Raw genomic sequence first — 24,037 nt, forward strand, 5'->3', positions numbered from 1 at the left:
TCTTCGGCGAATAAAACTCGTCACTAAACACAACATTTCTTTCTTCTAAAATAACCGCCATAACTGTCCACCCTGCTTTCCAAAAAAATCACCTTCTCTGAAGAGCATTGGAAAATTTTGCCTTTCTTCAAGGCAAAAGGTTCCCGCGATGAAGAGAACGGTTATTTTTTTCCGTTACTTTGCAGAATAAATCTACTGCTATGGAATTTAATTTCAGTCAAATCCTCTCAACGACAATGGTACTATTCGCAATCATTGATATCCTGGGTGCTATTCCTATTGTCATCGAACTTAGAAAAAAAGCAGGACATATCCAGTCGGAGAAGGCAACCATAGTAGCATCTGTATTAATGATCATCTTTTTATTTGCCGGAGAAACCTTATTAAAAATCATAGGCTTAGACGTAGCATCTTTTGCCATTGCCGGCTCTATGGTGATCTTTTTCATTGCAATGGAGATGGTACTTGGCTTGACGATATTCAAGGAAGGAGATGCGCCTGAAACAGTGTCTATCGTACCTTTAGCATTTCCATTGATTGCAGGCGCAGGTACCATGACGACTTTATTATCATTAAAAACGGAATATGCTACACAAAACATTATTGTGGGCATTCTGCTTAATATGATGTTTGTTTACTTTGTATTAAAAAATACTGAGCGTCTGGAAAAGCTTTTTGGTAAATCAGGGCTTAATGTATTGAGGAAAGCATTTGGGATTATTTTGCTGGCTATTGCAATTAAGTTATTCCGGAACAATACCGGTCTGTAGTCATTAGCATATTCTTTTGCTTTCAGTTTGGTTTAATCTTCCTTTTCTATCGGTTTGAGCAAAAGGATAGCAAAATAAAAGCAAAAGCGGACCAAAAGCCGGGCAAAAGAAACTAAGACTTTTTCAGGCGTGCAACGAACATCGTGTCGGCCTTATAGTGATAGCCTTTGATCAGTTCCATTTTCTCCAGTTTTAAAGGCAGGTTTTCCAGCAGATAAGCAATTACATCTTCGTTTTCTTCTTTAAACACAGAACAGGTAATGTAAATCAAGGGCTTATCGGCTTTCAAATACTTAACCACGTTGGTAGCAATGGTGCGTTGTAATCTTGAAAAGTAGCTGATTCTATGCTGTTCAAAGTAATACAACATCTCCGGTGTTCTTCCCCATGTTCCCGATCCAGAGCAAGGTGCATCGAGAATGATCCCATCGAATTCATAGTGATGAAGATCCTGATCATTATTCTGAAGCAGATCTAACACTTTTTTCTGATATTTCTTTAACCCTGCTGCCCGGAAGCGCTCATCCAGATTATTTAAACTATTTTCCCGCACATCGCTAACCAGGAGTTCTACTTTTGGTTCCAGATCATACAACAACAATGATTTTCCACCTGAAGCTGCACAACAATCCCACCATTTATCCCATTGCTGGGGTTGAAAGAACTCACCCGTCTGTTGGGAAGAAAGGTCTTGTACCTGATAAAGCTGTTCAGGGGTTAATACCTTATCCAATTTAGTCCCGTTCGGAACAGCAAGTGTATGTGCACCTATTTTTTCTGCCACTATCCCCTCTTGCTCCAACACGTCGGCTATTTTATCCTGTTGCCCATGAGCAGCCCTGATAAAAAGATCAGGCTGAGTAAAAAAGGATTCGAAAAATTCCTGCTTTTCAATATCAGTAGATAATGCCTCATGAAAGCTAAAAACATCAGTCAACTTAAATGCGGGATAAGCGGATTGAACCAACTTAATCTTCTCAGCAACAGAAAGGCCAACTTTATCTTTTAGCGTCGGCAGATAAGCTTCTATTACCAGGCTTGGACTTTGATTACATAGGAAGTCTGCAATTGCCAGTCGTTGTGATCTGTCTTCCTTAAGCAGTGCTTTACCTAATCTAAAAAAGCTATAGATATACCTTGATGCCCATCGCCTGTCTGAGGACCCCATTTGCTTGTTCCGTTTAAAATAAATAAACAAAAACCGGTGCAATGGTACTGCCCCATCATAGCTGTTAAAGATCTGCTCAAACGTCCTGATCTGGTGTTCTACTCTCATTCTACAATATTTAAAGCAAAGTTCTTATAACGTAACAGCATCAAACTGGTATTAATATATCCCAGCTCATGATCGTGTATAAAATGAAATGAATTATGGAGGCCTTTATAGTTTTCTTTAGTTAGATGCTTCAAATAATCTTCTCCATAAATTGAAAATAATCTACCAAAATAATAGCCAATATCAAATCCCTTAAAGGCATACTCTCCGGGTTCGAAATTGAACAGCAATCTGTATTTTTTGATAAATTTATTTACTTCCGCCCTGGTATAGTCCACCTTATAAGAAGAAGATATAATCGTATTTAAAGCCTGGAGCTGATCTGTATTGTAATTCTGCTTAATCCAGTCAGGATGGCCAAACAATGAGGTATTCAAGCCAGTTTTCTTTAACTTCATCAGTTTATCCAAAGTAGGTATAACGAATTTCTTATCGGATGAACTCACCATAATCACATACTGCTTCCCTTTAACAATCCTGGTTTCCAGGGTAAACACAGATGCATACTCCTGAAAAGTAAAGGGCTTTTTAGTGTTTGCAAAATAGGTCCTTAAAGGTTTTGCGAACACCTCATCATTTGCCCCTTTTGGGTTAATGAGTACAATGACAGTAGTTGCCGGATTATAATTTTTGCTGATATAATTACCTATTTTTTCGGCATGGAGATCGATGTTATTCACAATCGATATCAGATTAGGATTTGCGAACTCAGAAGGTTGCGTAGCAGCCAATGGGTTCACTATCGGGATATTTCGCGATATGGAATAGTTAGTCATGTACTTTAGTCCATCAGGAAACACCGGTCCTACAATCAGATTGCTGCCAACTAACCCACCATTATCAATCAGGGACGAAAGTTGAGAATTGTTATCCTGCGTATCGTATACCTTAAGTTTAAAGTTCTGACCAAGTAACGCGGCCGAATCTACGCCAAGTTTAAAACCCTGGTAAAAATCGATAGCCATCGCTGCTTTTTCTACATCAGCTTTTGTTGCAGCCTTAAGTTTAATCTCATTTAACCGAAAAGGAGCAAGCAGAGAAATATTAGCCTGCTTAAATTTTTCAGCAGGCTTTTCTATTTTCTCGACTTCTTTTATTGGCTCGGGTTTCTTAGCTACAGGCCGTGTTTTTGGGGAACAGGCTGATAACAGTAACGCCGAAAGTACAATGATCCAATACTTATTCCCACTCAATTGTTGCTGGTGGTTTTGAGCTAATATCATATACAACGCGATTAATTCCTTTTACTTTATTAATGATTTCATTAGAAATTTTTGCGAGTACGTTATATGGTAAATGACACCAGTCGGCGGTCATACCGTCAACAGATTCAACAGCGCGAAGTGCTATTGCGTTCTCATAAGTACGCTCATCGCCCATTACGCCCACTGATTGAACCGGAAGGAATATCGCTCCTGCCTGCCATACTTTATCGTATAATCCAGCTTCTTTTAAATTGTTAATGTATATCGCATCAGCTTCCTGAAGTATTGCGACTTTCTCTGCTGTTACTTCACCTAGAATCCTGATGGCCAAACCTGGTCCCGGGAAAGGGTGGCGTCCGATGATAAAGTGTTCCAATCCCAAAGATGTACCTACTCTTCTAACTTCATCCTTAAATAAAGTATTAAGCGGTTCTACAACTTTCAGCTTCATAAAGTCAGGTAAACCACCTACGTTATGGTGAGATTTAATTGTAGCAGATGGACCTTTTACTGAAACTGATTCAATAATATCCGGATAGATTGTACCTTGAGCCAACCATTTTACGTCTTGTACCTGATGCGCTTCGTCATCAAACACTTCAATAAATACTCTTCCGATTGCTTTACGCTTTAACTCCGGATCGCTTACACCAGCCAGCTGACTTAAAAAGCGTTCTTTTGCATCAACGCCTTTGATGTTTAAACCAAGATGTTTGTACTGCTCTAATACGGCCTCATATTCACCTTTACGTAAAAGACCATTGTCAACAAAAATACAGTGTAGGTTAGTACCGATAGCTTTATGCAATAAAATAGCAGCAACACTAGAATCTACACCTCCAGAAAGAGCAAGTACAACTTTGTCATTTCCAAGTTTCTCTTTTAAATCAGCAATTGTAGTTTCTACAAAAGCATATGGTGTCCATTCCTGTTTACATCCGCAAATGTCTACCAGGAAATTCTCCAATAATTGTTTACCATCAGTACTGTGTGTTACCTCCGGGTGAAACTGAATCGCATAAGTTTCCGTACCTTTTACCTGGAAAGCGGCAACCTTTACACTGTCGGTGCTGGCAATCAGTTCGAAGTTTTCAGGAATCTTAGTAATCGTATCACCATGTGACATCCATACTTGTGAATCCAGAGCTATATTTTTGAAAAGTTTATTACCTGAAGCAACAAAATTAAGGTTTGCACGTCCATATTCACGGGTAGATGAAGCCTGAACTTCTCCGCCCATATGTTGCGCTATATATTGTGCACCGTAACAAACCGCTAAAACAGGGTAGTTAAGGTGGAATTTTTCCAAATCTATTTGTGGTGCATCTTCCTGGCGTACAGAGTATGGACTACCTGAGAAAATAATACCTTTTACGTCTGAAGTGATCTCAGGAATATTATTGAAAGGATGAATTTCGCAATAAACGTTTAACTCGCGTACCCGACGTGCAATTAACTGTGTATATTGGGATCCAAAATCGAGAATTATGATTTTTTCTAGCATGGCCAAAGTTAAGAATACTTAATGACTTCCACGCCAAATCTCTTTAAAAAATCAACACCTTCATCACTGGGTAACCCTTTGTAGGCAGCATAGGAGTCTCTGTAATAAACTATCTTAATACCGGAAGACAAAATTAGACGAGCACAGGCAATACAGGGAGAAAGTGTTGTATACAAAGTAGCACCTTCTATTTTCGATCCATTTTTCATTCCATATAAGATAGCGTTCTCCTCCGCATGCAGGGCAAGTGAACAACTACCTTTTGAATCTCTTGCACAGCCATCCTCAGCCCATTCTTCATCACAATTATGCGTACCTGCCGGCGGACCATTGTAGCCAATAGAGATGATACGGGTATCTTTTGTCAAGACTGCCCCAACCTGCGCACGCACACAATGCGAACGGAACGCGAGATCGGTAGCTAAATTCATAAAAATATGGTTAAAACTCGGTTTTACTGTCATGCTATTCATTATTCTGGTGATACTTTTAAAATATCAGCAGCGTTTATTTTTTATATTTATGATAAAAGGATCGATTTTTTTGAGGCTAATTTATGTTTAAAATCGCATATTAGCACAATATATAACGTTAGGTGAATGTTTGAAGCTATATTACAAGGGATTGGTGCAGGGATTTTATTTTCATTTTTAACAGGACCAGTCTTCTTTTCAATGATCAAAACCAGCATTGAAAAAGGATTTAAAGCAGGTTTTTCCTTAGCCGTAGGCGTTATTCTAAGTGACATCATTTTTATCAGCTTAACGATCTTCAGTTCCCAGTTTGTAGACTATAAAGCTGAATATTTCGAATATATAGGAATAGTTGGTGGTTTGTTTTTATTAGGCATCGGCTTTTATTACTTATTTAACACGGTTAAAGTTAACTATGATATTGCCGAGATTGCGAAAGTAAAAAAAAGAGGCTACGTGTTGAAAGGATTTTTAATGTGCCTGTTATCACCTACAACGCTTATGTTCTGGGTTATGGTGGGTGGTATCATTTCTGTACAGCTACATTATGACATGGCTGAAAAGGTTGTTTTTTTTATTATCGCGATGATTACACAGTTAACGGTAGACGGCTTTAAGACATATTACGCGGCTAAATTAAGGTACCGGATTAAAGAAAAAACCATACAGAACCTGAACAGGATTGCGGGAGGAGTTATACTAATATTCGCTATAAGGTTGCTGATTGAGGTATTTTTAAAATCTTACTAGTCAGAAGAGTTTGTAGGTTCCCTGCTACCCCTGAACCCTTTACAAATTTACTTATTAATGCCACTGGAATAGCCAGACTACTGGTGCGGCTTACCCGGGCAATATTTATTCCATAGAAATTTCCATCGATATCATATAAAGGTCCACCACATTCGGTAGGTTTTAATTTAGCATCATGAACCAATACAGACTTAAATCCATCTCGCCTTTCGCTACGTCCGTCCGTAAAACGGTAAGCGATATGTCTTTCATTTAACCTTCTTGGTTTGAGCACTATGTATTTATGATAAGGAACACCAGATCTAACTAACTGAAGACTGAGTGTATCATCAGGATTGTGCTTTGAAATTTCTGCGCTCAAATCTTCCATTTTTAAAACAGGTTTTCCATTAAAGCTATTCAGCTCATCACCTACTTCGAGTTCTGCGACACTGGCAGGGCTACGCGGCATAACCATTGATATCACGACCTTCCCATCTTTTAAGTTGGTATTCACCCCCATATATGCTGCTGTAGGGCCTTTAGCTATAACAAATTGTGTATTCCCTAATACACTTACCACTCCTTCACCCTCAGGTTGGGGAGAGATTAAAAACTTACCTACCTTTACAAAAGTTACCGAATCAAGGCTCACCGTTTTAAGCACTATGCCCCCCTTAATTTTTTCCTGAACCTGAAGTAAGACCAGATCATTATCTTCATCTCGTTTTATTACTTTAGCAGGCCTGACAACACCTTTTTTCACTTCAACAAATGGTTCATTTCCTACCATAGAACTTTTGCTCAGCAAAAAACTCTTTTCTTTCAAGGTCATTTCCGGAACAAGCCCTTTTAAATCCAGCAGGGTACCGAGAATCTGGCAATCAGCACCTTTTACTATGCTTTTGATTACCACGGTATTTTTATCCAGCCGATTTTCTATCCCATTTAGGTTTTGACCTAAATTCATCATAACAGGTTCTGCTTTTAACACGTCTGCATAGCGATCAGCAGCAAAACCTTCAGTTTGCGGTAATGAAGTATAGCTAACAGGTTTAATCAACGAATTCCAGTACTTTCTATATAAATCTACAGGGATTTCAAAATTATCCTCCGGAGAGAGGTTAATTTTACTATGTAATCCGATTACTCTTCCTTTCATATCAAACACAGGCCCTCCCGAATCACCAGGTTCCATCAAACAGGTGGTACGTATAAAACCTTCAGTTGTTTCCGTCTCGGCCACATAGCCTAATCTTACTGTCGGTGTTTTAGCCGCTAAGGTTCCTGGATATGCGATACTGATACATGGCATACCTTTTTTTAAAGAAGAAGACCATCCCATTTCTGCAAATGGCCAGCTACCTTTTTCTTCTATTTTCATTACAGCTGCGTCATTAGAAGCAATCCTACCCAGACCAATTGCCCTAAATTTTGCTCCATCAGGAAAAGTAACTTCGTACAGGTTGTTAGGCTTAACCGCATGTGCCGCAGATAAAATATAGCCATCGGCATCAACCACTACCCCACTAAATGAGCCCCCGGTGGCTTTCTTACGAATTGAATCATAAGGGGTGATATAAACACTAGCTTTATAAACTTGCTGAATAACACTTTGGACGTTATTTTCCAGATTCTTAATAGCTTGATTAGGCTTAGGCACCTGGGAAAACACAGGGGCAGTACATTGTAGGAAAATGAATAAAAACAATAATTTCTTCATCTGTGATTTCGGTTGGTTTTACACCTGTTAGGACATAGGTAATGACAGGAAGTTTAAAATACACTACGTAATATTTTAATTACCTGATAAAAACGTACGTAGGTAAAAAACAAAACCCCGGTTGCAGATAGCAACCGGGGTTTATGCACAGGTAAAAGTACCTGCATTGTACATTTTATTTAGTATGCACGTTGATTATTTCCTTCTTTCCAGTTCACAAAAGCTTTGTTTACTACTTTGTTACCACCTGGAGTTGGATAGTCACCTGAGAAGTACCAGTCGCCGCTATTGTTAGGACATGCCACATGTAGGTTATCTAAAGTCTGATAAATTACTTCTACTTCAGCAACAGTTTCAACGGGAGTAATGATCTTAGCAATCTGAGCAGAAATTTCTTCCTGTGTAAATGGACTATAGATATCTTTTACATGGTTTACGATCTGTTCTTTTGGTAGTAACAGGGATGCTTTACATTTTTGGTAAACTTCCTCAATTACATTTTCCATTCCTCTTGCTTTTAACAATTGGATCGCAGCCTCAAATGCAACGAATTCACCCATCTTAGACATGTCAATACCGTAGCAATCCGGGTAGCGGATTTGAGGTGCTGAAGAAACGATGATGATCTTCTTAGGATGTAACCTGTCTATAATTTTGATAATACTTTGTTTTAAAGTTGTTCCTCTTACAATTGAATCATCAACCGCAACTAAAGTATCTGTATCGTTTTTGATAACGCCATAAGTAGTATCATAGACATGTGCAACCATATCACCCCTGTCTGCATCCTGAGTAATAAATGTTCTCAGTTTTACATCCTTAATGGCCAGCTTTTCAACTCTTGGCGTCATTGAAAGCAATTCTTCAAGTGCTTTATCGTCCAAACTGTCCTTCCGATTAAGCAAGGTGTCTTTTTGTACATTTCTGATATAACTATGCAAACCTTCCACCATTCCATAAAACGACACTTCTGCTGTGTTAGGAATGAAAGAGAATACTGTATTTTTCAAATCGAAGTTTACAGTTTTAAGAATCTGATCACACAATAGCGCACCTAAATGTTTTCTTTCTTTATAAATTTCAGCATCACTTCCTCTCGAAAAGTAAATGCGTTCAAATGAACAAGCTCTTTTTTCCTGAGGCTCTCTAAAAACTTCCTGGGTTACAGTACCGTTCTTCTTAACAATCAGTGCATGTCCTGGTTCGATCTCCTTAACATTCTTAAACTGAATATTAAAAGCAGTTTGAATCGCCGGTCTTTCTGACGCAGCAACTACAATTTCATCATCAGCATAGTAGTATGCCGGACGTATTCCTGAAGGATCGCGAAGTACGAAAGCATCACCGTTCCCAACAATACCTGAAATGGCATATCCACCATCCCAGTTCTTTGCAGAACGACGTAATATTTTAGCGATATCCAGATGCTCTGAGATCTTATGCGTGATCTCTACATTATCCAGACCTTCTTTTTTATATTCATCAAACAATTCCTGATTCTCGTCGTCAAGGAAGTGGCCTATCTTTTCAAGAACAGTAACCGTATCAGCTTTCTCTTTAGGATGCTGACCAAGTTCATACAGTTGTTCTAACAACTCGTCAACATTCGTCATATTGAAGTTACCGGCAATCACAAGATTCCTGGTCATCCAGTTATTCTGACGTAAAAATGGGTGACAGTTTTCAATACTGTTTTTACCGTGTGTACCATACCTTAAATGGCCTAGTAAAACCTCACCAATAAAACTCACATTTTGTTTCAACCACTCTGCATCCTGCATCAATTCAGGAGTTTCGTTTTGAATGTCTACAAATTTACCTTGTACATATCCAAATATATCGGACACGGCGTTTTGCGCCATCGACCTATATCTGCTGATGTAACGGTGACCGGGTTTTACATCCAGTTTAATTGTAGCAATCCCAGCTCCATCCTGTCCACGGTTGTGCTGCTTTTCCATCAAAAGATAAAGCTTGTTTAGTCCGTAAAGTGCAGTCCCGTATTTTTCCTGGTAGTATGAGAGCGGTTTTAAAAGGCGGATAAAGGCAATTCCGCATTCATGTTTTATTGAGTCACTCATTAGTGTGTTTTATTATGAGCTGCAAATTTACCGTTAATAATAATCAGAACCTAGAAAGATATTGTCAAAAAAAACAAACATTTTAGAAATGGCTTAAGGTTGAACCACTGCTGCCCAACCTCCATTTCTTACCATCTTGATGCGAATACTTTCTCCTGAACGCACATTAAATTCTCTCCTCCTGTAATCCATTGCCTGCCGGCCAGCATTGATTCCGTCTTCAAATGACGTGACTTTAAACGTTTCCCCCGTTTTTAGAAAATCAAACTTCAACTCAAATTCACGTTCTCCCATATTGTTCGTCATTCCACCAATAAACCAACGGTCGCCTTTTCGTTTGGCTACAATCGCATACTCCCCGGCTTTAGCCGCCAGTGCTCTTGTTTCATCCCAGGTTGTCGGAACCTGTGTGATAAAATCTGTACAATCCTGATTCCTGTAATACATAGTAGGATTATCGGCCAGCATTTGTAAGCCACTTTCAAAAATAACGAAGAGTGCCATCTGATAAGAACGGGTACCGATACTTGCCGCATTTGGGCGCTGCGCTCCGTAAACCTCAGGTTGCATACTTAACATCGCACCGGGTGTATAATCCATTGCCCCTACAGCATTCCTTATAAATGGTAAAAATACACTATTGTCTGGTATGGCCCCTGCCATCTGTTCCATCCCACGAACACCTTCATAAGAAAGTACATTTGGATACTTATACTCCAGTCCTGCAGGTTTAAAAGAACCATGAAAATCCACAAATAGTTTGTACCTGGCCGCTTCTTTAGCTACACGTTCATAATAATTCACCATCCATTGGTCACTGCGATCCATAAAGTCTATTTTCACTCCCTTCACTCCCCATTCACTGAAAGTTTTGAAAAGATGGAAGTTTTTTTCGACTGTAAGCCAGGTTAGCCATAGGATAATGCCTACTTTTTTTTGCTGACCATATGACAGGAGTGCCTTAAGGTCCACATCAGGATTTGGCTCAAATGGATTCGTGGTATCTTTTGCCCAGCCCTCATCCATAATGATGTATTTAATACCATTCTTAGCCGCAAAATCGATGTAATATTTATAGGTTTCCAGATTATATCCCGATACAAAGTTCACATCGGGACCATATGGTGCAGCATCATTCCACCATTCCCAGCTAACCTGCCCGGGCTGAATCCATGAGGGGTCTTTAATCGTGCTGGCGGCAGCCAGCTTGCCAGTCATCGTATTCGTGAGGAGCTGACCATCGTTTTCCGTAACAACGAAATAGCGCCATGGGAAACTTCTCGTTCCAGCGGTTTTTGCAATATAATCAGCTTCCTTCAGAATCTTTTGGCTCCTGTCTCCGTTTTCACCAAACGCTAATGGTGCTTTAGGAAAAGTCGCGGATACTCCATTTTGACCATTTCCTTTTATAAACATTGCCGGATAGTCTTCCAGATCAGACTCAGAAATGAGTATTTTATATTTTTTGCGTGTGTCGATCAATACAGGCAAGGTCGACATGTGATTTTCGGTCTTCCATATGTTGGAAACAATGGCCGAATAAGGTTCTTCATAGGCAGTACCAAAGCCTCCGGTCTGTTGTACATGCAATAAGTAACTGGACGGAAATTGCAGGAATAGGTTTTCATTTAAAATTTCTACTTGTCCTTTTTTCCCGGTGATAAAACGGTAGGCTACCCCTTCATTATAAACTCTGAATTCCACAGCATAATCACCTGAAAATTCCATACTCAGCAGGTTGTATTCATTTGATATTTTAGAAAACTTAAGTGGGACAACTGGTGCAAGTACATTTTTAAGCGAGGTAATCTTTTGCTTTTTAAGCTTAGGCTCTTCTCCCAAAGTTTGCCCTTTTAATTGCAAGCCAAGTACAGACCTGGCTAAAAGCTGTTCATTTTCGTGGGCAAAGGTGTAGTAGATTTTATCACTCAGTTCAACAGCGAGCTTTAATTTTCCATCAGGGGATTTAACGGAGATATTTTGTGCAGGGGATAATTTAGTAAGGAACAGGAGGCTAAGTGTAAAAATAGTCGGGATAAGGGTTTTATTCATGTTTATTTTAAAAAGTTGAAGTATCTGGAAACTTGAGCGGGCTGTGTAATGACCTGCAGCCCGCTTTGAGAGACCTTACCAATCCAGATTCTGGACCAGTAAATTGTTTTTTAGTATTTCGTCATTTGGTATTGGCCACAAGTAGTCACGCTGTTTAAAAATACGATTGGTAATGATTCTGGTCTGGTAAAATGCATTGCCATCCACGTACATATTCATTCCCCTAACAGGTTCGTTATCTGTTACCATAGAAATTTTCCATCTGCGGCAATCGAAGTAGCGTACACTCTCGAAAGAAAGCTCTACCTGTCTTTCCTTTCGAATTGCCGCTCGCATTGCTATTTGTGAAGCTGGCACAGGGACCTGACCAGGGCCAGCTCCATAGATAGGGATTCCAGCCCTCGACCTGATCAGGTTCAGGTATGTGATGATATTTGGATTGTTAGGATCGTATTCATTCAAGGCCTCCGCGTAGTTGAGATAAACTTCTGCCAGCCGCAACAACATTGATCCACGACTATTGTCATTATTGGTTACGTCTTTACGTACCGTATACCCTGTTGGCGAAATATCAGAAGCACTTTGACTCCTACCAGAATTTCCAGAAAACTCCATTATGGTTACGACTTCCCTATCATTACTCCCCTGGTACAACCAGTAGCTATTGTTATAGGTTACACCTACATAAAATCTGGGTTCCCGGTTTACCCATTGCGCGTAAGTACTTCTGGCTTTAATATCAAATGGTGCCTTAAAATTAACGAAACCTGTTTGCTGATAATTTGACCCATTTTCATTAATGCCAAGACCATTGTCCATAAAATAAGCATCCACCATTTTTTGGGTTACACCCAATGCACCATACCCTTGAACTTCTGTTGTAAACCCTCTGTGCAGCGGTGTTTTATCGTGCCAGCTGAGCACTCCCGAGTTCGAACGTCCAAAGATCCATTCTCTATTCCAATTGACAAGAGATACGTCTTTGCAAGCCAGGTAAGCGGCCATGAAAGGATCGTTATCTGCAACCGTATACAAACTGTAAGTTCCCGGTACAAACTCATCAATAAAAGCTTTTGCTGCGTCGGCAGCAAGCTTCCATTTATTGGAATTGTACTGCTGATTGATCAGCGGGGTACCTGCTTTGTTGACCATTGGTGCCAGATCCGTATTTCCATTAAACAACGGACTGGCACTTAACATCAGTGCCTGGCCCTTATAGGCTTTAACAATACCTTTCGTAATCCGTCCATACTCCTGATTTACAGGAACCCTGGGCAAGTTGATGTATGCAGCATCTAATTCTGCTACGATAAAGTCAATGCATTCATCAAAAGTATTTCTTTCTACCAGTAACTCCGTTAAAGGTGCATCTGGCTCCAGTACTTTATTAATCAGCGGCACTGGTCCATACATCCTAACCAACCAAAAATAATACATCGCTCTCAACGCTCTTGCTTCGGCTTTATACCTAACCTTCAAGGCATCACTAATTTCTACTGAATTGGCAGCATCAATCTTATCTATAAAATCATTGGCACTTCGGATAGACTTATACCAGTCTGTCCAAAAAAATGCAACGTAATAATCTGTTGCTGCCCATGTACTTTTATTCATGTTATTTGAATAATGGAAATCCCAATTGTACATCGCTTCGTCAGAAGAGCTAACCCAGGGGCCTGAATGTCCCCAGCTAACAACACGCTGCATCAGTTCGTTCGGGATATTGGTATAGATATTAGCCAGGTACTTGTCTACATATTCTTTGGATTTAAAGATATCATCTACGGTCAACACATCATCCGGTACCTGATCCAGGTAATCCTTACAGGATTGAGACAGTGCCATACCTATAGTCATCAGGAAGATTATAATTATTCGTTTCATCAGTTTAATTTGTTTTTTTAGTTGTCGGAAAGGGCCTTTGATGGTCCGTTTACTGTCATTTAAAAACTAGCTTGTATCCCCAGAGATATAGTTCTTGTATTTGGATAAGCAGCTCCGTTGTTAGTACCCAATTCGGGGTCCCATAACTTAAATTTGCTCCAGTAAAGAACGTTTATACCTTGCGCATAAATCCTTGCCATCTTTACCCCCATACTTTTAAGGGTACCTGAAGGCAGGTTGTATCCCAGATCCATTGTCTTAAGCCTCAGAAAGTCTATATCTTTTTGCCACCATGTACTGGCAACGGCATTATTTCGATTGGCAGAATTTCCGAATGCCAATCGTGGATAAAGCGGATTTTCCAATGGATTATCTGCTGTCCAGCGATCTGACGCAGCTGCAAACAGGTTACTTCGTTCTCCACCATTGGGATGATTAAAAGGAATAATACCATCGCCACTTAACATACGCTGTGCCCCACCGGTTCCCTGAAAAAAGGCCCCTAAATAAAATCCTTTGTAGCTTACATTAAAACCAAATCCGAAAATCCAGTTTGGAATATCTCCATTTCCAATTTTTGTAATATCCCTGGCATCTACCTTTCCGTCGCTATTCAGATCTTTGTATCTGATGTCTCCTACACGTTGTGCACCCAATGCTGACTGACTTGCATGACTGGTGATTTCTGCTTGTGACTGGAATAATCCATCAGCGACATAGCCAAAGCTAGCGAGGTAATTGTGTCCACGTCGTTCCATGTAAGGAAAAGGCTGTACCGGATCATCATTTTCAATCACTTTATCTTTATTGTAAGAAAATGTTCCATTAAAGGTCCACGAAGTTTGTCCGATTTTGAATGGAGCCAGATCAACGGTACCATCAAAACCCTGGTTATCTATAACACCGAGGTTACCGTATGGATAATTTTGTAAACCAAGATAATTAGGTAAGCTTCTGCGCTGAAGGAAAACGCCTGTACGGTGTTCTTTAAAATAATCAATAGTTACTGATAGTTTTGAATCAAGTGTTTTAAATTCCAATCCCAAATCTTGTTTGTGAGATTTAGACCACGCGACTTTAGCACCGTAATCCTGGATCGCAATCCCTCCATATCCTGCATTGTTAGCCCCGTTACCAAAGTTGTAACCATCTGCACCGTCACTAACAATGGTTAAGAATCCAAATCTTCGCCCCCCACTTCCAGAGCCTACATATCCGTTGGAATAACGAAGTTTGAAAAAAGGCAACACTTTAGTCAGCGGTTCAAAGAATTTCTCACTGGAAAGTACCCATCCTACCCCCATAGAAGGGAAAAAGCCATATCGCTCGCTGGGCGCAAAGTTTTCAGATCCATTGTATCCGAAATTAAATTCAGCAAAATACTTCTCCTTCCAGGAATAAGTAGCACGACCTGCAATTCCCTGAGTACGCACCGGGAGCGAAGAAGTCAGATTATCAGCAAATGCACCAATATTACTTGTTTGATTGTACAAGAGCATCCCACTTACATTATGACTTCCAAAAGCTCGATCGTAATTGATGGCACTCTCTACATAAAATTTTCGGTTGCCATTGTTACCCCGGCCATAGCCCAGTTCGTCGGAACCATTAGCCAATACAACCACATTTAGTTCTCCATTGGCATTATAAGGATTTCCTTTATCAATCCCATACAGGGTCCGCGCTCTTGTTCTGCCGATGGTATGTTCATTCCAGGTATCAAAAGAGAACAATCCACGTGCAGAAAGTCCTTTCAGAAAAAAACCAAGATCCTGATTGATTCCTGCATTGGTATAAATCATACTACTAAAGTTATTGGTATAACCGGTCTGTGTTAATTGCGCGTAAGGATTAGGCTGGTAATCACGTGATGAATTGATGCCCGGTACACGGTTGCCGGGAAGCATAACAGGATAAAGCACCGGATGAGTTTGCATCACGCTGTTAAATGCTTGCTGTGGGCCGATTCCGGGCATATTGGTGTTACTGATATAACCTTGAATTCCTAAAGAGAACCTGGTGGTCTTTGTCCAGTTCATATCTACATTAGAAGTAAAATTATACCTTCGAAAGCGGGTATCAGCCTTATAACTCTGAAGATTATCAGTCCTTAATAAACTTGTTTCATCGTAATAGGCCAATGAAGAATAGTATTGTACACTTTCAGATCCTCCACGTGCACTAAAATTAAAGCGTCTGTTGGAGGACTGCTCTTTAAAAATGGTCTTCATCCAATCTACATTGGGATATAAATTTGGATCTACACCATTCAGGGTTTTATTGATGTAGTCTGGAGAATAATCAGGTTGGGCCCCAACGGCAGCCAATGCTTCATTACGCAGGTTCATATACTGCTCGGCACCTGCCAGTTCTGGTGTTTTCGTGAAAGAAACAAAGCCCTGATTGTAGTTAAAAGTTAAGGAAGGTGTGCCGGCACGCCCTTTTTTCGTGGTAATCAGAATCACACCATTTGCACCCTGCGCGCCATAAACAGCGGTTGAAGTTGCATCTTTTAATATGGTGAAGGAAGCTATATCTTCCGGATCAAAGGCATCGAGGTTTCTGTCCTGTACACCGTCTACAATAATCAGCGGACTAGAATTATTGAGCGAAGTGAAGGTCGAGATTCCGCGAACCCAGACATTTGCGGCATTACTACCAGGTAACCCTGTACGTTGCACACCAATCAGCCCCGCAATTCTACCTGCAAGCGTGGCACTGAGGTTGGCCACCGGCTGTTTGAGATTTTCTACATTAACAGTGGATTGCGCGCCTACCAGACTGATCTTTTTCTGTTGACCATATCCTACAATAGCAACCTCATTCAAGCTGTTGTTCGCTGCCCTAAGTATAACATTGATATCGATGGTATTGGAAATTTTTGTCAGATATTCAACATATCCTACGTAACTGATACTAATAGAATCTCCCCTGTTGGCCATGATGTTAAACTTGCCATTATTATCTGTAGAAACTTTCTGTTGACTGGCTAAATTGGTTACACTTACCCCTGGCAAGGGAAGGTTCAGTTCATCCTTAACAGACCCTGTAATTTTTATTTGACTGCTCTTATCCTGTCCGTAGCTGGGATGTATATATACTACAGACATAAAAAGAACAATAAACAGCAGCAGCTTATAAATTTTAGGTATACTGTCATTCATAAAAACATTGTTTTAGTTGGTTATACATTTGGTTAATTGTTTGGTTCTTTGTTCCAGGTAACTGCAAGGGATATATGAAACATGAACAACTGGTGTTCAATCAGATACAAGCGCCTTACATTTCGTAAAAGTAGGATCAGGCCGCTTTCATTTTGTTAATGAAAACTTAACGAATTGTTAACATCAAAAAACCGCGGCAACATTTTATTATTTTTAGCCAATGAGCGATTTGAAAAAACATCAGGCTATTGCTTTTCTTAGCTTTGTAACACTGGTTGTTGTGTTGTTTTATTTGATCTATAATACCTTTATGTTAAAGGATCACCAGTACCAGTCTATAGAAAAGAACCTGTTGCACGAGGACTTCAAAGCGCTGGCTGAGCATGAAAACATTTATCCGGGTGGTTTTAAAATTGTAAGCAATCATCTGGAGAAAAACATGCATACGCTAGAACGACATTACCAACAGCATAAGGCAATAAGAAATCCATATGCTGATTCTATATTGAAAAATATGTTCCATGAACTCACTATCAACAGTCCAATGGACACGCTTTTCGAAGCCATGAAAAAGAAATACCAGCTCAGTAAAAACCTGGACTACCTACTCACGGTTAACAACATCAAACTACGTTTCGGCCCTGGTGTAGTGACTACCTTATATGATCACCATGAAAATTATTCCTTTTTAAAAAATGACGCGCAAACAAAAAGTGGCTACATCTTAGATGGCCACCTGCAAACCCCCTTAACCCAAAACATAGCATATTCAGTAACTACAGGTTCCTCTTTACAATATTCGTACGACATGACCTTCACCGTTTACGTAGACCACAATAACCGCGACATGGAGGTCCTTAAATCGGCTGTTCCAACATTGATGTTAACTCTTTTTGCGTTAACTACAGTGATGGCCATCTACTACATTACTTTTAAGAACTGGTTGCAACAAAAAAAACTGGCAGAAATGAAGTCGGATTTCATCAATAGCATTACTCATGAATTCCATACCCCCATATCTACAATCATTGTCGCGAACAAAAGTCTTCAGAATGAAAAAGTTCTGCTAAATAAATACCGGGTTAAAGAACTCACTGAAGTGATCTACAGACAGTCTAAACGACTGGAGAAATTATTTGGTCAGGTATTAGACATTACAAAAATTGAGAATGCCAATATAGAAAAAGAAGAGACAGATATCTACGTATTGATTGATCAAATTCTGAAAGCGTATCGCCTTAAAATTGCTGACAAACACGTTCAGCTGGTTATGAATCAGATTCCTTCTGACCGGCATATGGTTTTACTCAATGAGTTCTGGTTTACCACCATGCTGTTCAACATCTTCGACAATGCCATCAAGTACAATGATCACCAGGAGAAACATATTCATATTCATTTTGTCATAAATGATGGAAAACTGCAGCTGATGATTGCCGACAATGGTATAGGAATGGAAGATCAAACTGTTAAAAACATTTTTGATAAATTCTACAGAGCAAACAAGGAAGAAATGCAACATGTAAATGGACTTGGACTTGGACTCTATTATGCACAGCAGTGTGTATATGCACACAATTGGAAAATGCTTGTTAACAGCAAAGTAGGCATAGGTAGCGAATTTATCATCTTTATTTCCTGATTATCATTTAAAAACATGAAGACCAAAATTTTATATATTGAAGACGAAGTTGACCTGGGCAATGTAACCAGGCAGTATCTTGAGCTTATGGATTTTGATGTAGAATGGTGTACATCTGGCAAATCTGCCCTGACTTTATTCAATGCAGATCCTTATGGTTATCAGTTGATGATTATAGACATACAGCTCCCAAACATGAACGGCTTTGAACTTGCAGAGCGCATCCTGCACATTAATGAAGAAGCTTATTTTCTTTTTCTCAGTGCAAGAAAAGAAAAATCGGACCGGTTAAAGGGACTAAAGATTGGTGCTGTAGACTACATCACTAAACCTTTCGACATCGATGAACTGGTACTCCGCATTCAGAACATTATCAAAAGACAGAAACAAACTCCAATGTCTATAATACAAAAATCACAAAGTTCTCCCCTTGTGAACATTGGTGATATGCAATTGAATAAGGACCTGCTAACGCTCACACTGATCAAGGATAAATCAATTGTACTGACACAGCGGGAGGCAGAACTTTTAGAGTATTTGAACAATCATCAAAACATCATTATCAAAAGAGCAGACATACTGATGCAGGTATGGGGCGAAAATGATTATTTCCTTGGCCGTAGCCTCGATGTTTTTATTTCCAGGTTACGTAAACTCCTCCGTTCCTCTTCAAATGTTAAAATTGACAATGTATATGGGGTTGGATTTATATTTTCTGTAAAAGCGATGGATTAATCTAATGATGTATCAGATCCACCCTTGAGGAAACAACTTCATTATCAAAAAAAGTAGAAGCATTGATATCGAAAACCCTTGGATCTCCAGAAGTAAAAAACTGCTGATGGCCTTCTTTTGAAATCCTGCTTTCAATTTCAGGATGATTTTCCAGGTAAAGGGCCAAACTATCGGCCACTATATCATCCTGTGCAAGCAAATTGATATCAGGAGGCAGCATTTCCTTTATTTTTGGTACCAACAGGGGATAATGCGTACAGGCTAAAACAATACAATCTATTTCATCATCCTTAGCCAATAACTCATCCAGATATTTTTTAACAAAGTAATCTGCCCCGGGATTCCGGTGTTCGTCGTTTTCAATAAGCGGAACCCACATTGGACAGCTCTGCTGGGCGACCTTGATTTCGGGAAAAAATTTATTGATTTCCATCAGGTAAGATTCGGAATTTACTGTTCCCCTTGTGCCCATTACACCTACGCTTTTTTTATGGGTATAGTTCCCCACAATTTCTGCTGTTGGTCTGATCACGCCCAATACCCTACGGTCGGGGTATTTGAAAGGCAGTATATTTTGCTGTATAGACCTCAGTGCTTTTGCCGAGGCCGTGTTACAAGCCAGTATAACGAGTGGACAGCCTTGTGCAAACAACCATTCCACGCATTCAAGTGTATATTGGTAAATCGTCTCAAAAGAATGATCTCCGTAAGGTGTACGCGCATTGTCACCAAGATAAATATAATTGTATTGAGGCAATTTCCGGGCAATTGATTTAAACACAGTTAGTCCACCATAACCTGAATCGAAAACACCTATTGACTGTTTATTTTTTACCATAAAAAAACGGGATTGAGCTTTATAACTCAATCCCGCAATTTAAATATTTTTGCTTGCAAAACCTTTGTTCAAAGATCAGAAGCGTTAAAATCTTATTGATTATTTTTTAGGGGCCGCAGCAATACCTAATTTAGCTTTCACAGCATCAGTGATGTCATCACCACCATCCCAGTAAACTAAAGACTGGTTTGCAGTATCAAATACATAAGCGTAACCTTTTTCTTTAGAAACAGCTTTAATTGCATTGTCAGCTTTAACTTGAATAGGGTTAAACAATTCAGCGTTCTTAGCTTCTAATTCTTGTTGTGCTTTAGTTCTAGCTTCAGTAATGCGTTTTTCAAGATCCTGAAGTTCTGCGCCCATAGTTTGTAATTCTTTACCTACTACTTCTTTGTTCGCCTCACTCATTGTTTTCTCTTTGTCCTGAGCAGCTTTAAGCTTTGTCTGATATTCAGAGATCATTTTCTCAATATCCGCTTGTTTCGCTTTCTGAACAGTTTCTAATGTAGTACGGGCTGTTTTAACCTCTGGCATTGCTTCAATAATTTGTGCAGAGTTTAAGTGTGCGAGTTTTTGTTGTGCATTTGCAATGTTAGCAGTAAACAATAATCCTGCTGCTAAAAAAAATGCGTTAATTAACTTTCTCATTCTATTTGTCTTAATAATTGTTTCTAATTTGTGTTTAATATATCTATTTTATTCCTGAATCAGGCTTGTAACCTAATTTTTTAATCACATCATTACTGACGTCATAACCACTGCTGGCATAGATCATCATGGTTGCTTCGCTACTCTTATCGAAAATGAAATCCAGCAATTTGGCTTTAGCAATCTCGGCTACCGCTTTTGTTACACTTTCCTGAATAGGGTTTAACAATTTTGTTCTGGCTTGAAACAACTCTCCCTCAGGTCCAAATATCTTGCGCTGAAACTCTTTCGCCTGCTTTTCCTTTTCTATAATGTCATTCTCTCTCCTTTTGCGCATATCCTCAGTTAACAATACCTGATCTGCCTGATAAGCTTTGTACATTTTATCGATCTCAACAAAGTTGTTGTCGATCTGCTTTTGCCATTGTTGTGACAAAACGTTTAATTGATTCAATGACGACTTATAATCCGGCAAGTGTTTCAGAATGTATTCTGTATCCACATATGCAAACTTCTGTGCAAATGCACCAAAGCTTACGAACAGCAAGATGCAAATTAAAAAATACTTTTTCATTAGTATATGTTTATTTTTTCAGTGGTAATTGTTATTTATTTTTTACTAAAAGCCCTTTGCAGCTTCATGGCTATGAAATTAAGATAGGTTTGCTGAACGCTATCCAACAAACCTATCTTAATTTCATTTAATATTTACTAGTTAAATCCTCCAAGTTGTTGCGCTATACTAAAGTGGAACTGTCCTTTATTAGCATCTGGTGATCCAGGGATCTTATCAAATCCATAACCCCAGTCAATCCCCAACAATCCAAATATCGGTAAAAATATTTTCGCACCAAAACCTGCAGACCGTCTAACATTAAACGGATTAAAGTCAGAAAACTTATCCCAGGTATTACCACCCTCAGCAAATGCTACTAAAAATGCAGTAGCCTGCTGACTTGCAATTACCGGATATCTTACCTCCATTACATATTTAGTGAAAATCGGACTACCAGATTGCTGCGCGATATTAGGGTCTGATCCAACTGGAATTACAGAGTTGTTGGCATATCCGCGCATCGCGATCAACTCAGATCCCTGAAGGAAGTCAAAGCCTTGCATACCATCACCACCCAATTTAAACCTTTCAAATGCAGACTGACCAACAGCGCTGTTATACGAACCAAGGAAACCAAATTGAGCTTGTGCTTTAACAACAAACTTACCTGCTAATCTTTGGAACCATTGCGACTCAAATTTCCATTTGTGGTACTCTGTAAACTTATAACGTTGTTTATCTGAAGCCGTCTCATAATTCACATTGTTCATCAATGAATATGGAGGAGTTGCCTGAACAGTAAACTTAAAGTAAGAACCTCCGGTTGGGAAGATTGGGGAATCCCTGGAATCCCTGCTTAGCTCTTGTGTTAAGTTAAAGTTATAGGAAGTACCTGTGCTGAACAAGAATCCACCATAGTTATTCAGGATATACTGTTGTGCATTAATCGCATGTGTAAGCTGGAAGTAGTTATCCGGGAAGTTCAATCTTCTTCCTAAACTAACCGTAACACCATTTAAACGAATTTTAGAATACTGACTGCTTGAAGGATCAATTGTACCGTAGTAACTTCTTCCACCATTAGATTGTAATGAAGTAAATGCACTTACACCAAAACTGATTGGTTTTTTACCACCTAACCATGGCTCTGAGAAAGAGAAGCTGTACGACTGGTAATACTTACCATTTGTTTGTCCGCGTAAACTTAATTTCTGTCCATCTCCTTTTGGCAAAGGTTTGTAAGCACTTAGGTTAAACAGATTTCTTAACGAGAAGTTATTGAAAGTTAAACCCAATGTACCTATGATGTTACCACCACCAAAACCACCTGATAACTCAATCTGGTCAGACGGTTTTTCCTCTACGTGATATTCAATATCTACGGTTCCGTCGGCAGGATTTGGCTTAGGAACAGGGTTCGTCTTAGACTCATCAAAGTTACCTAACTGACCAATCTCACGAACACTACGGATCAACAGGTCTTTTGAGAATTTCTCTCCTGGTTTTGTACGGATATCACGTAAAACAACGCGGTCATTTGTAATGGTATTTCCAACTACGGTGATTCTGTTATTGGTATATTGAGGACCTTCATAGATTCTCATCTCCATCTGAACTGTATCTCCTGTAATTCTGGTTTGAACCGGATCAACGTTAAAAGTCAAATAACCATCATTCAGATAAATACTTGATACGTCATCACCATTTGCACTTCCTCTTAATTTTTTCTCCAGCTTCTCCTCACTAAATACCTCTCCCTTTTCAATACCTAATGCTCTTTGTAAAAACTCAGTTGTGTACTTCGCATTACCTACCCAGGTGATGTCACCGAAATAATATTTAGGCCCTTCAAATACGTCTATTTTAATACCTACCGCTTTATCACTATACTGATAAATGCTATCTTTCAGAATTACCGCGTCACGGTAACCTTTGTCATGCATTTTAGCAATCAGTTTTACTTTATCTTCATCGTATTTTTCCTTATTGAACTTTCCGGAACCAAAAACTTTATAGAAAGCCTGTTGCTTAGTTTTCTTTAGAAACTTACGCAATTTAGCTGATGAAAATTCTTTGTTCCCAGTGAACTTGATCTCGTGAACTTTAACTTTTCTGCCTTTGTCCACCATTACTTCCAGAATCACATTATTCTCCTGACTAGGATCTGGTTTCGTTTTATATTCAACGTTGGTAAAGAAATACCCTTTACCCAATAAAAACTTCTTAATCGCTGCAGTAGTACTGCTATATAAGTTATCATTAATGATCGCCTTACCAGGTTTCTCACTTAACTTTTCAAGGATATCTGTTTTTTGTGATTTACTAATCCCAGTAAATTCAAATGAACCCAAACGCGGACGCTCAACAACTTCAATATCGAAATACACCGTATCCTCAACAATCTTTACAATATCCAATTGAATATCATCAAACAACCCCTGGGCCCAAAGATTTTTAATTGCATTTGCAGTAGCTTCACCTGGAAGCACTACCCTTTCTCCTGGAGTCAATTTTGAAAGCGTGATAATTACTTCTTTGTCCAGATACTGAGTACCAGTTAAAGTTGTACCTCCAATGATATATTCTTTAGGATTGAAATAATCCAGTTCTAACCCTTTAACTTTTAAAGAAGGAGCTGCAGGATTGGACTGAGGACGGGTAATCTGTGCCATTGTTGGTAAACCAATCAACAACAATAATATAAGTTGGTATATTCTTTTCATTTACAATCTAAAAATCGATGCTAAGTTAATTTAA

General features: G+C 39.3%; 17 protein-coding genes. 4 read left to right on the plus strand and 13 right to left on the minus strand.

The window, feature by feature from the left end; genetic code table 11:
- Positions 1-200: 200 nt before the first annotated feature.
- Positions 201-770, plus strand: coding sequence for a MarC family protein (locus R2Q84_RS07740; protein ID WP_316815977.1), 570 nt, complete (start codon positions 201-203; stop codon positions 768-770).
- A gap of 112 nt (positions 771-882) precedes the next feature.
- On the opposite strand, the gene R2Q84_RS07745 is transcribed toward R2Q84_RS07740, so the two are convergent.
- Genes R2Q84_RS07745 through R2Q84_RS07760 form a run of 4 tightly spaced genes read right to left on the minus strand, consistent with a single transcriptional unit; the run spans position 883 to position 5,186 of the window.
- Positions 883-2,046: an RsmB/NOP family class I SAM-dependent RNA methyltransferase gene (locus R2Q84_RS07745; protein ID WP_316815978.1), complete on the minus strand. Its 1,164-nt coding sequence runs from the start codon at positions 2,044-2,046 to the stop codon at positions 883-885.
- Entirely contained in the window at positions 2,043-3,269 is a 1,227-nt protein-coding gene (locus R2Q84_RS07750) for an ABC transporter substrate-binding protein (RefSeq protein WP_316815979.1), read from the minus strand. Before R2Q84_RS07750 ends, R2Q84_RS07745 begins: the two co-directional genes overlap by 4 nt.
- Positions 3,226-4,755: a glutamine-hydrolyzing GMP synthase gene (guaA, locus tag R2Q84_RS07755; protein ID WP_316815980.1), complete on the minus strand. Its 1,530-nt coding sequence runs from the start codon at positions 4,753-4,755 to the stop codon at positions 3,226-3,228. The genes R2Q84_RS07750 and guaA overlap by 44 nt, the downstream gene beginning before the upstream one ends.
- Before the next feature lie 8 nt (positions 4,756-4,763).
- Positions 4,764-5,186, minus strand: coding sequence for a dCMP deaminase family protein (locus R2Q84_RS07760; protein ID WP_316815981.1), 423 nt, complete (start codon positions 5,184-5,186; stop codon positions 4,764-4,766).
- A 168-nt stretch (positions 5,187-5,354) separates the two neighbouring features.
- On the opposite strand from R2Q84_RS07760, the gene R2Q84_RS07765 reads away from it, so the two are divergent.
- The gene (locus R2Q84_RS07765) at positions 5,355-5,978 is read left to right on the plus strand and encodes a LysE family translocator (RefSeq protein WP_316815982.1); all 624 of its coding nucleotides are present in this window, start codon (positions 5,355-5,357) and stop codon (positions 5,976-5,978) included.
- On the opposite strand, the gene R2Q84_RS07770 is transcribed toward R2Q84_RS07765, so the two are convergent.
- The 5 genes from R2Q84_RS07770 to R2Q84_RS07790 all read right to left on the minus strand — a co-directional run bounded on the left by R2Q84_RS07770 (position 5,938) and on the right by R2Q84_RS07790 (position 16,861).
- Positions 5,938-7,680, minus strand: coding sequence for a trypsin-like peptidase domain-containing protein (locus R2Q84_RS07770; protein ID WP_316815983.1), 1,743 nt, complete (start codon positions 7,678-7,680; stop codon positions 5,938-5,940). The two genes, R2Q84_RS07765 and R2Q84_RS07770, sit on opposite strands and share 41 nt — an antisense overlap.
- Positions 7,681-7,859: 179 nt before the next feature.
- Positions 7,860-9,761 carry a class II glutamine amidotransferase gene (locus tag R2Q84_RS07775; protein ID WP_316815984.1) on the minus strand — a complete coding sequence of 634 codons (1,902 nt, stop codon included), beginning with the start codon at positions 9,759-9,761 and terminating at the stop codon, positions 7,860-7,862.
- A 93-nt stretch (positions 9,762-9,854) separates the two neighbouring features.
- Positions 9,855-11,813, minus strand: a complete 1,959-nt coding sequence (locus R2Q84_RS07780) for a glycoside hydrolase family 97 protein (protein ID WP_316815985.1) — start codon at positions 11,811-11,813, stop codon at positions 9,855-9,857.
- A gap of 75 nt (positions 11,814-11,888) precedes the next feature.
- Positions 11,889-13,697, minus strand: coding sequence for a RagB/SusD family nutrient uptake outer membrane protein (locus R2Q84_RS07785; RefSeq protein WP_316815986.1), 1,809 nt, complete (start codon positions 13,695-13,697; stop codon positions 11,889-11,891).
- Between the two features lie 59 nt (positions 13,698-13,756).
- A complete protein-coding gene (locus R2Q84_RS07790; RefSeq protein WP_316815987.1) occupies positions 13,757-16,861 on the minus strand; it encodes a TonB-dependent receptor in 3,105 nt (1,034 codons plus the stop codon).
- A gap of 220 nt (positions 16,862-17,081) precedes the next feature.
- Between R2Q84_RS07790 and R2Q84_RS07795 the strand changes: the two genes are divergently transcribed.
- On the plus strand, positions 17,082-18,503 hold the full coding sequence (locus R2Q84_RS07795; RefSeq protein ID WP_316815988.1) for a HAMP domain-containing sensor histidine kinase: 1,422 nt from the start codon (positions 17,082-17,084) through the stop codon (positions 18,501-18,503).
- Between the two features lie 15 nt (positions 18,504-18,518).
- Entirely contained in the window at positions 18,519-19,238 is a 720-nt protein-coding gene (locus tag R2Q84_RS07800) for a response regulator transcription factor (protein WP_316815989.1), read from the plus strand.
- A 1-nt stretch (position 19,239) separates the two neighbouring features.
- On the opposite strand, the gene murI is transcribed toward R2Q84_RS07800, so the two are convergent.
- The 4 genes from murI to bamA form a co-directional block, all read right to left on the minus strand.
- Positions 19,240-20,076 carry a glutamate racemase gene (gene murI / locus R2Q84_RS07805; protein ID WP_316815990.1) on the minus strand — a complete coding sequence of 279 codons (837 nt, stop codon included), beginning with the start codon at positions 20,074-20,076 and terminating at the stop codon, positions 19,240-19,242.
- A gap of 99 nt (positions 20,077-20,175) precedes the next feature.
- Positions 20,176-20,724: an OmpH family outer membrane protein gene (locus R2Q84_RS07810; RefSeq protein WP_316815991.1), complete on the minus strand. Its 549-nt coding sequence runs from the start codon at positions 20,722-20,724 to the stop codon at positions 20,176-20,178.
- A gap of 43 nt (positions 20,725-20,767) precedes the next feature.
- Positions 20,768-21,298, minus strand: a complete 531-nt coding sequence (locus R2Q84_RS07815; RefSeq protein ID WP_316815992.1) for an OmpH family outer membrane protein — start codon at positions 21,296-21,298, stop codon at positions 20,768-20,770.
- 137 nt (positions 21,299-21,435) lie between these two features.
- Entirely contained in the window at positions 21,436-24,003 is a 2,568-nt protein-coding gene (gene bamA / locus R2Q84_RS07820; protein WP_316815993.1) for an outer membrane protein assembly factor BamA, read from the minus strand.
- Positions 24,004-24,037: the final 34 nt, after the last annotated feature.

The organism is Pedobacter nyackensis (assembly GCF_032678475.1).
In the GTDB taxonomy this organism is placed as follows: domain Bacteria; phylum Bacteroidota; class Bacteroidia; order Sphingobacteriales; family Sphingobacteriaceae; genus Pedobacter; species Pedobacter nyackensis_A.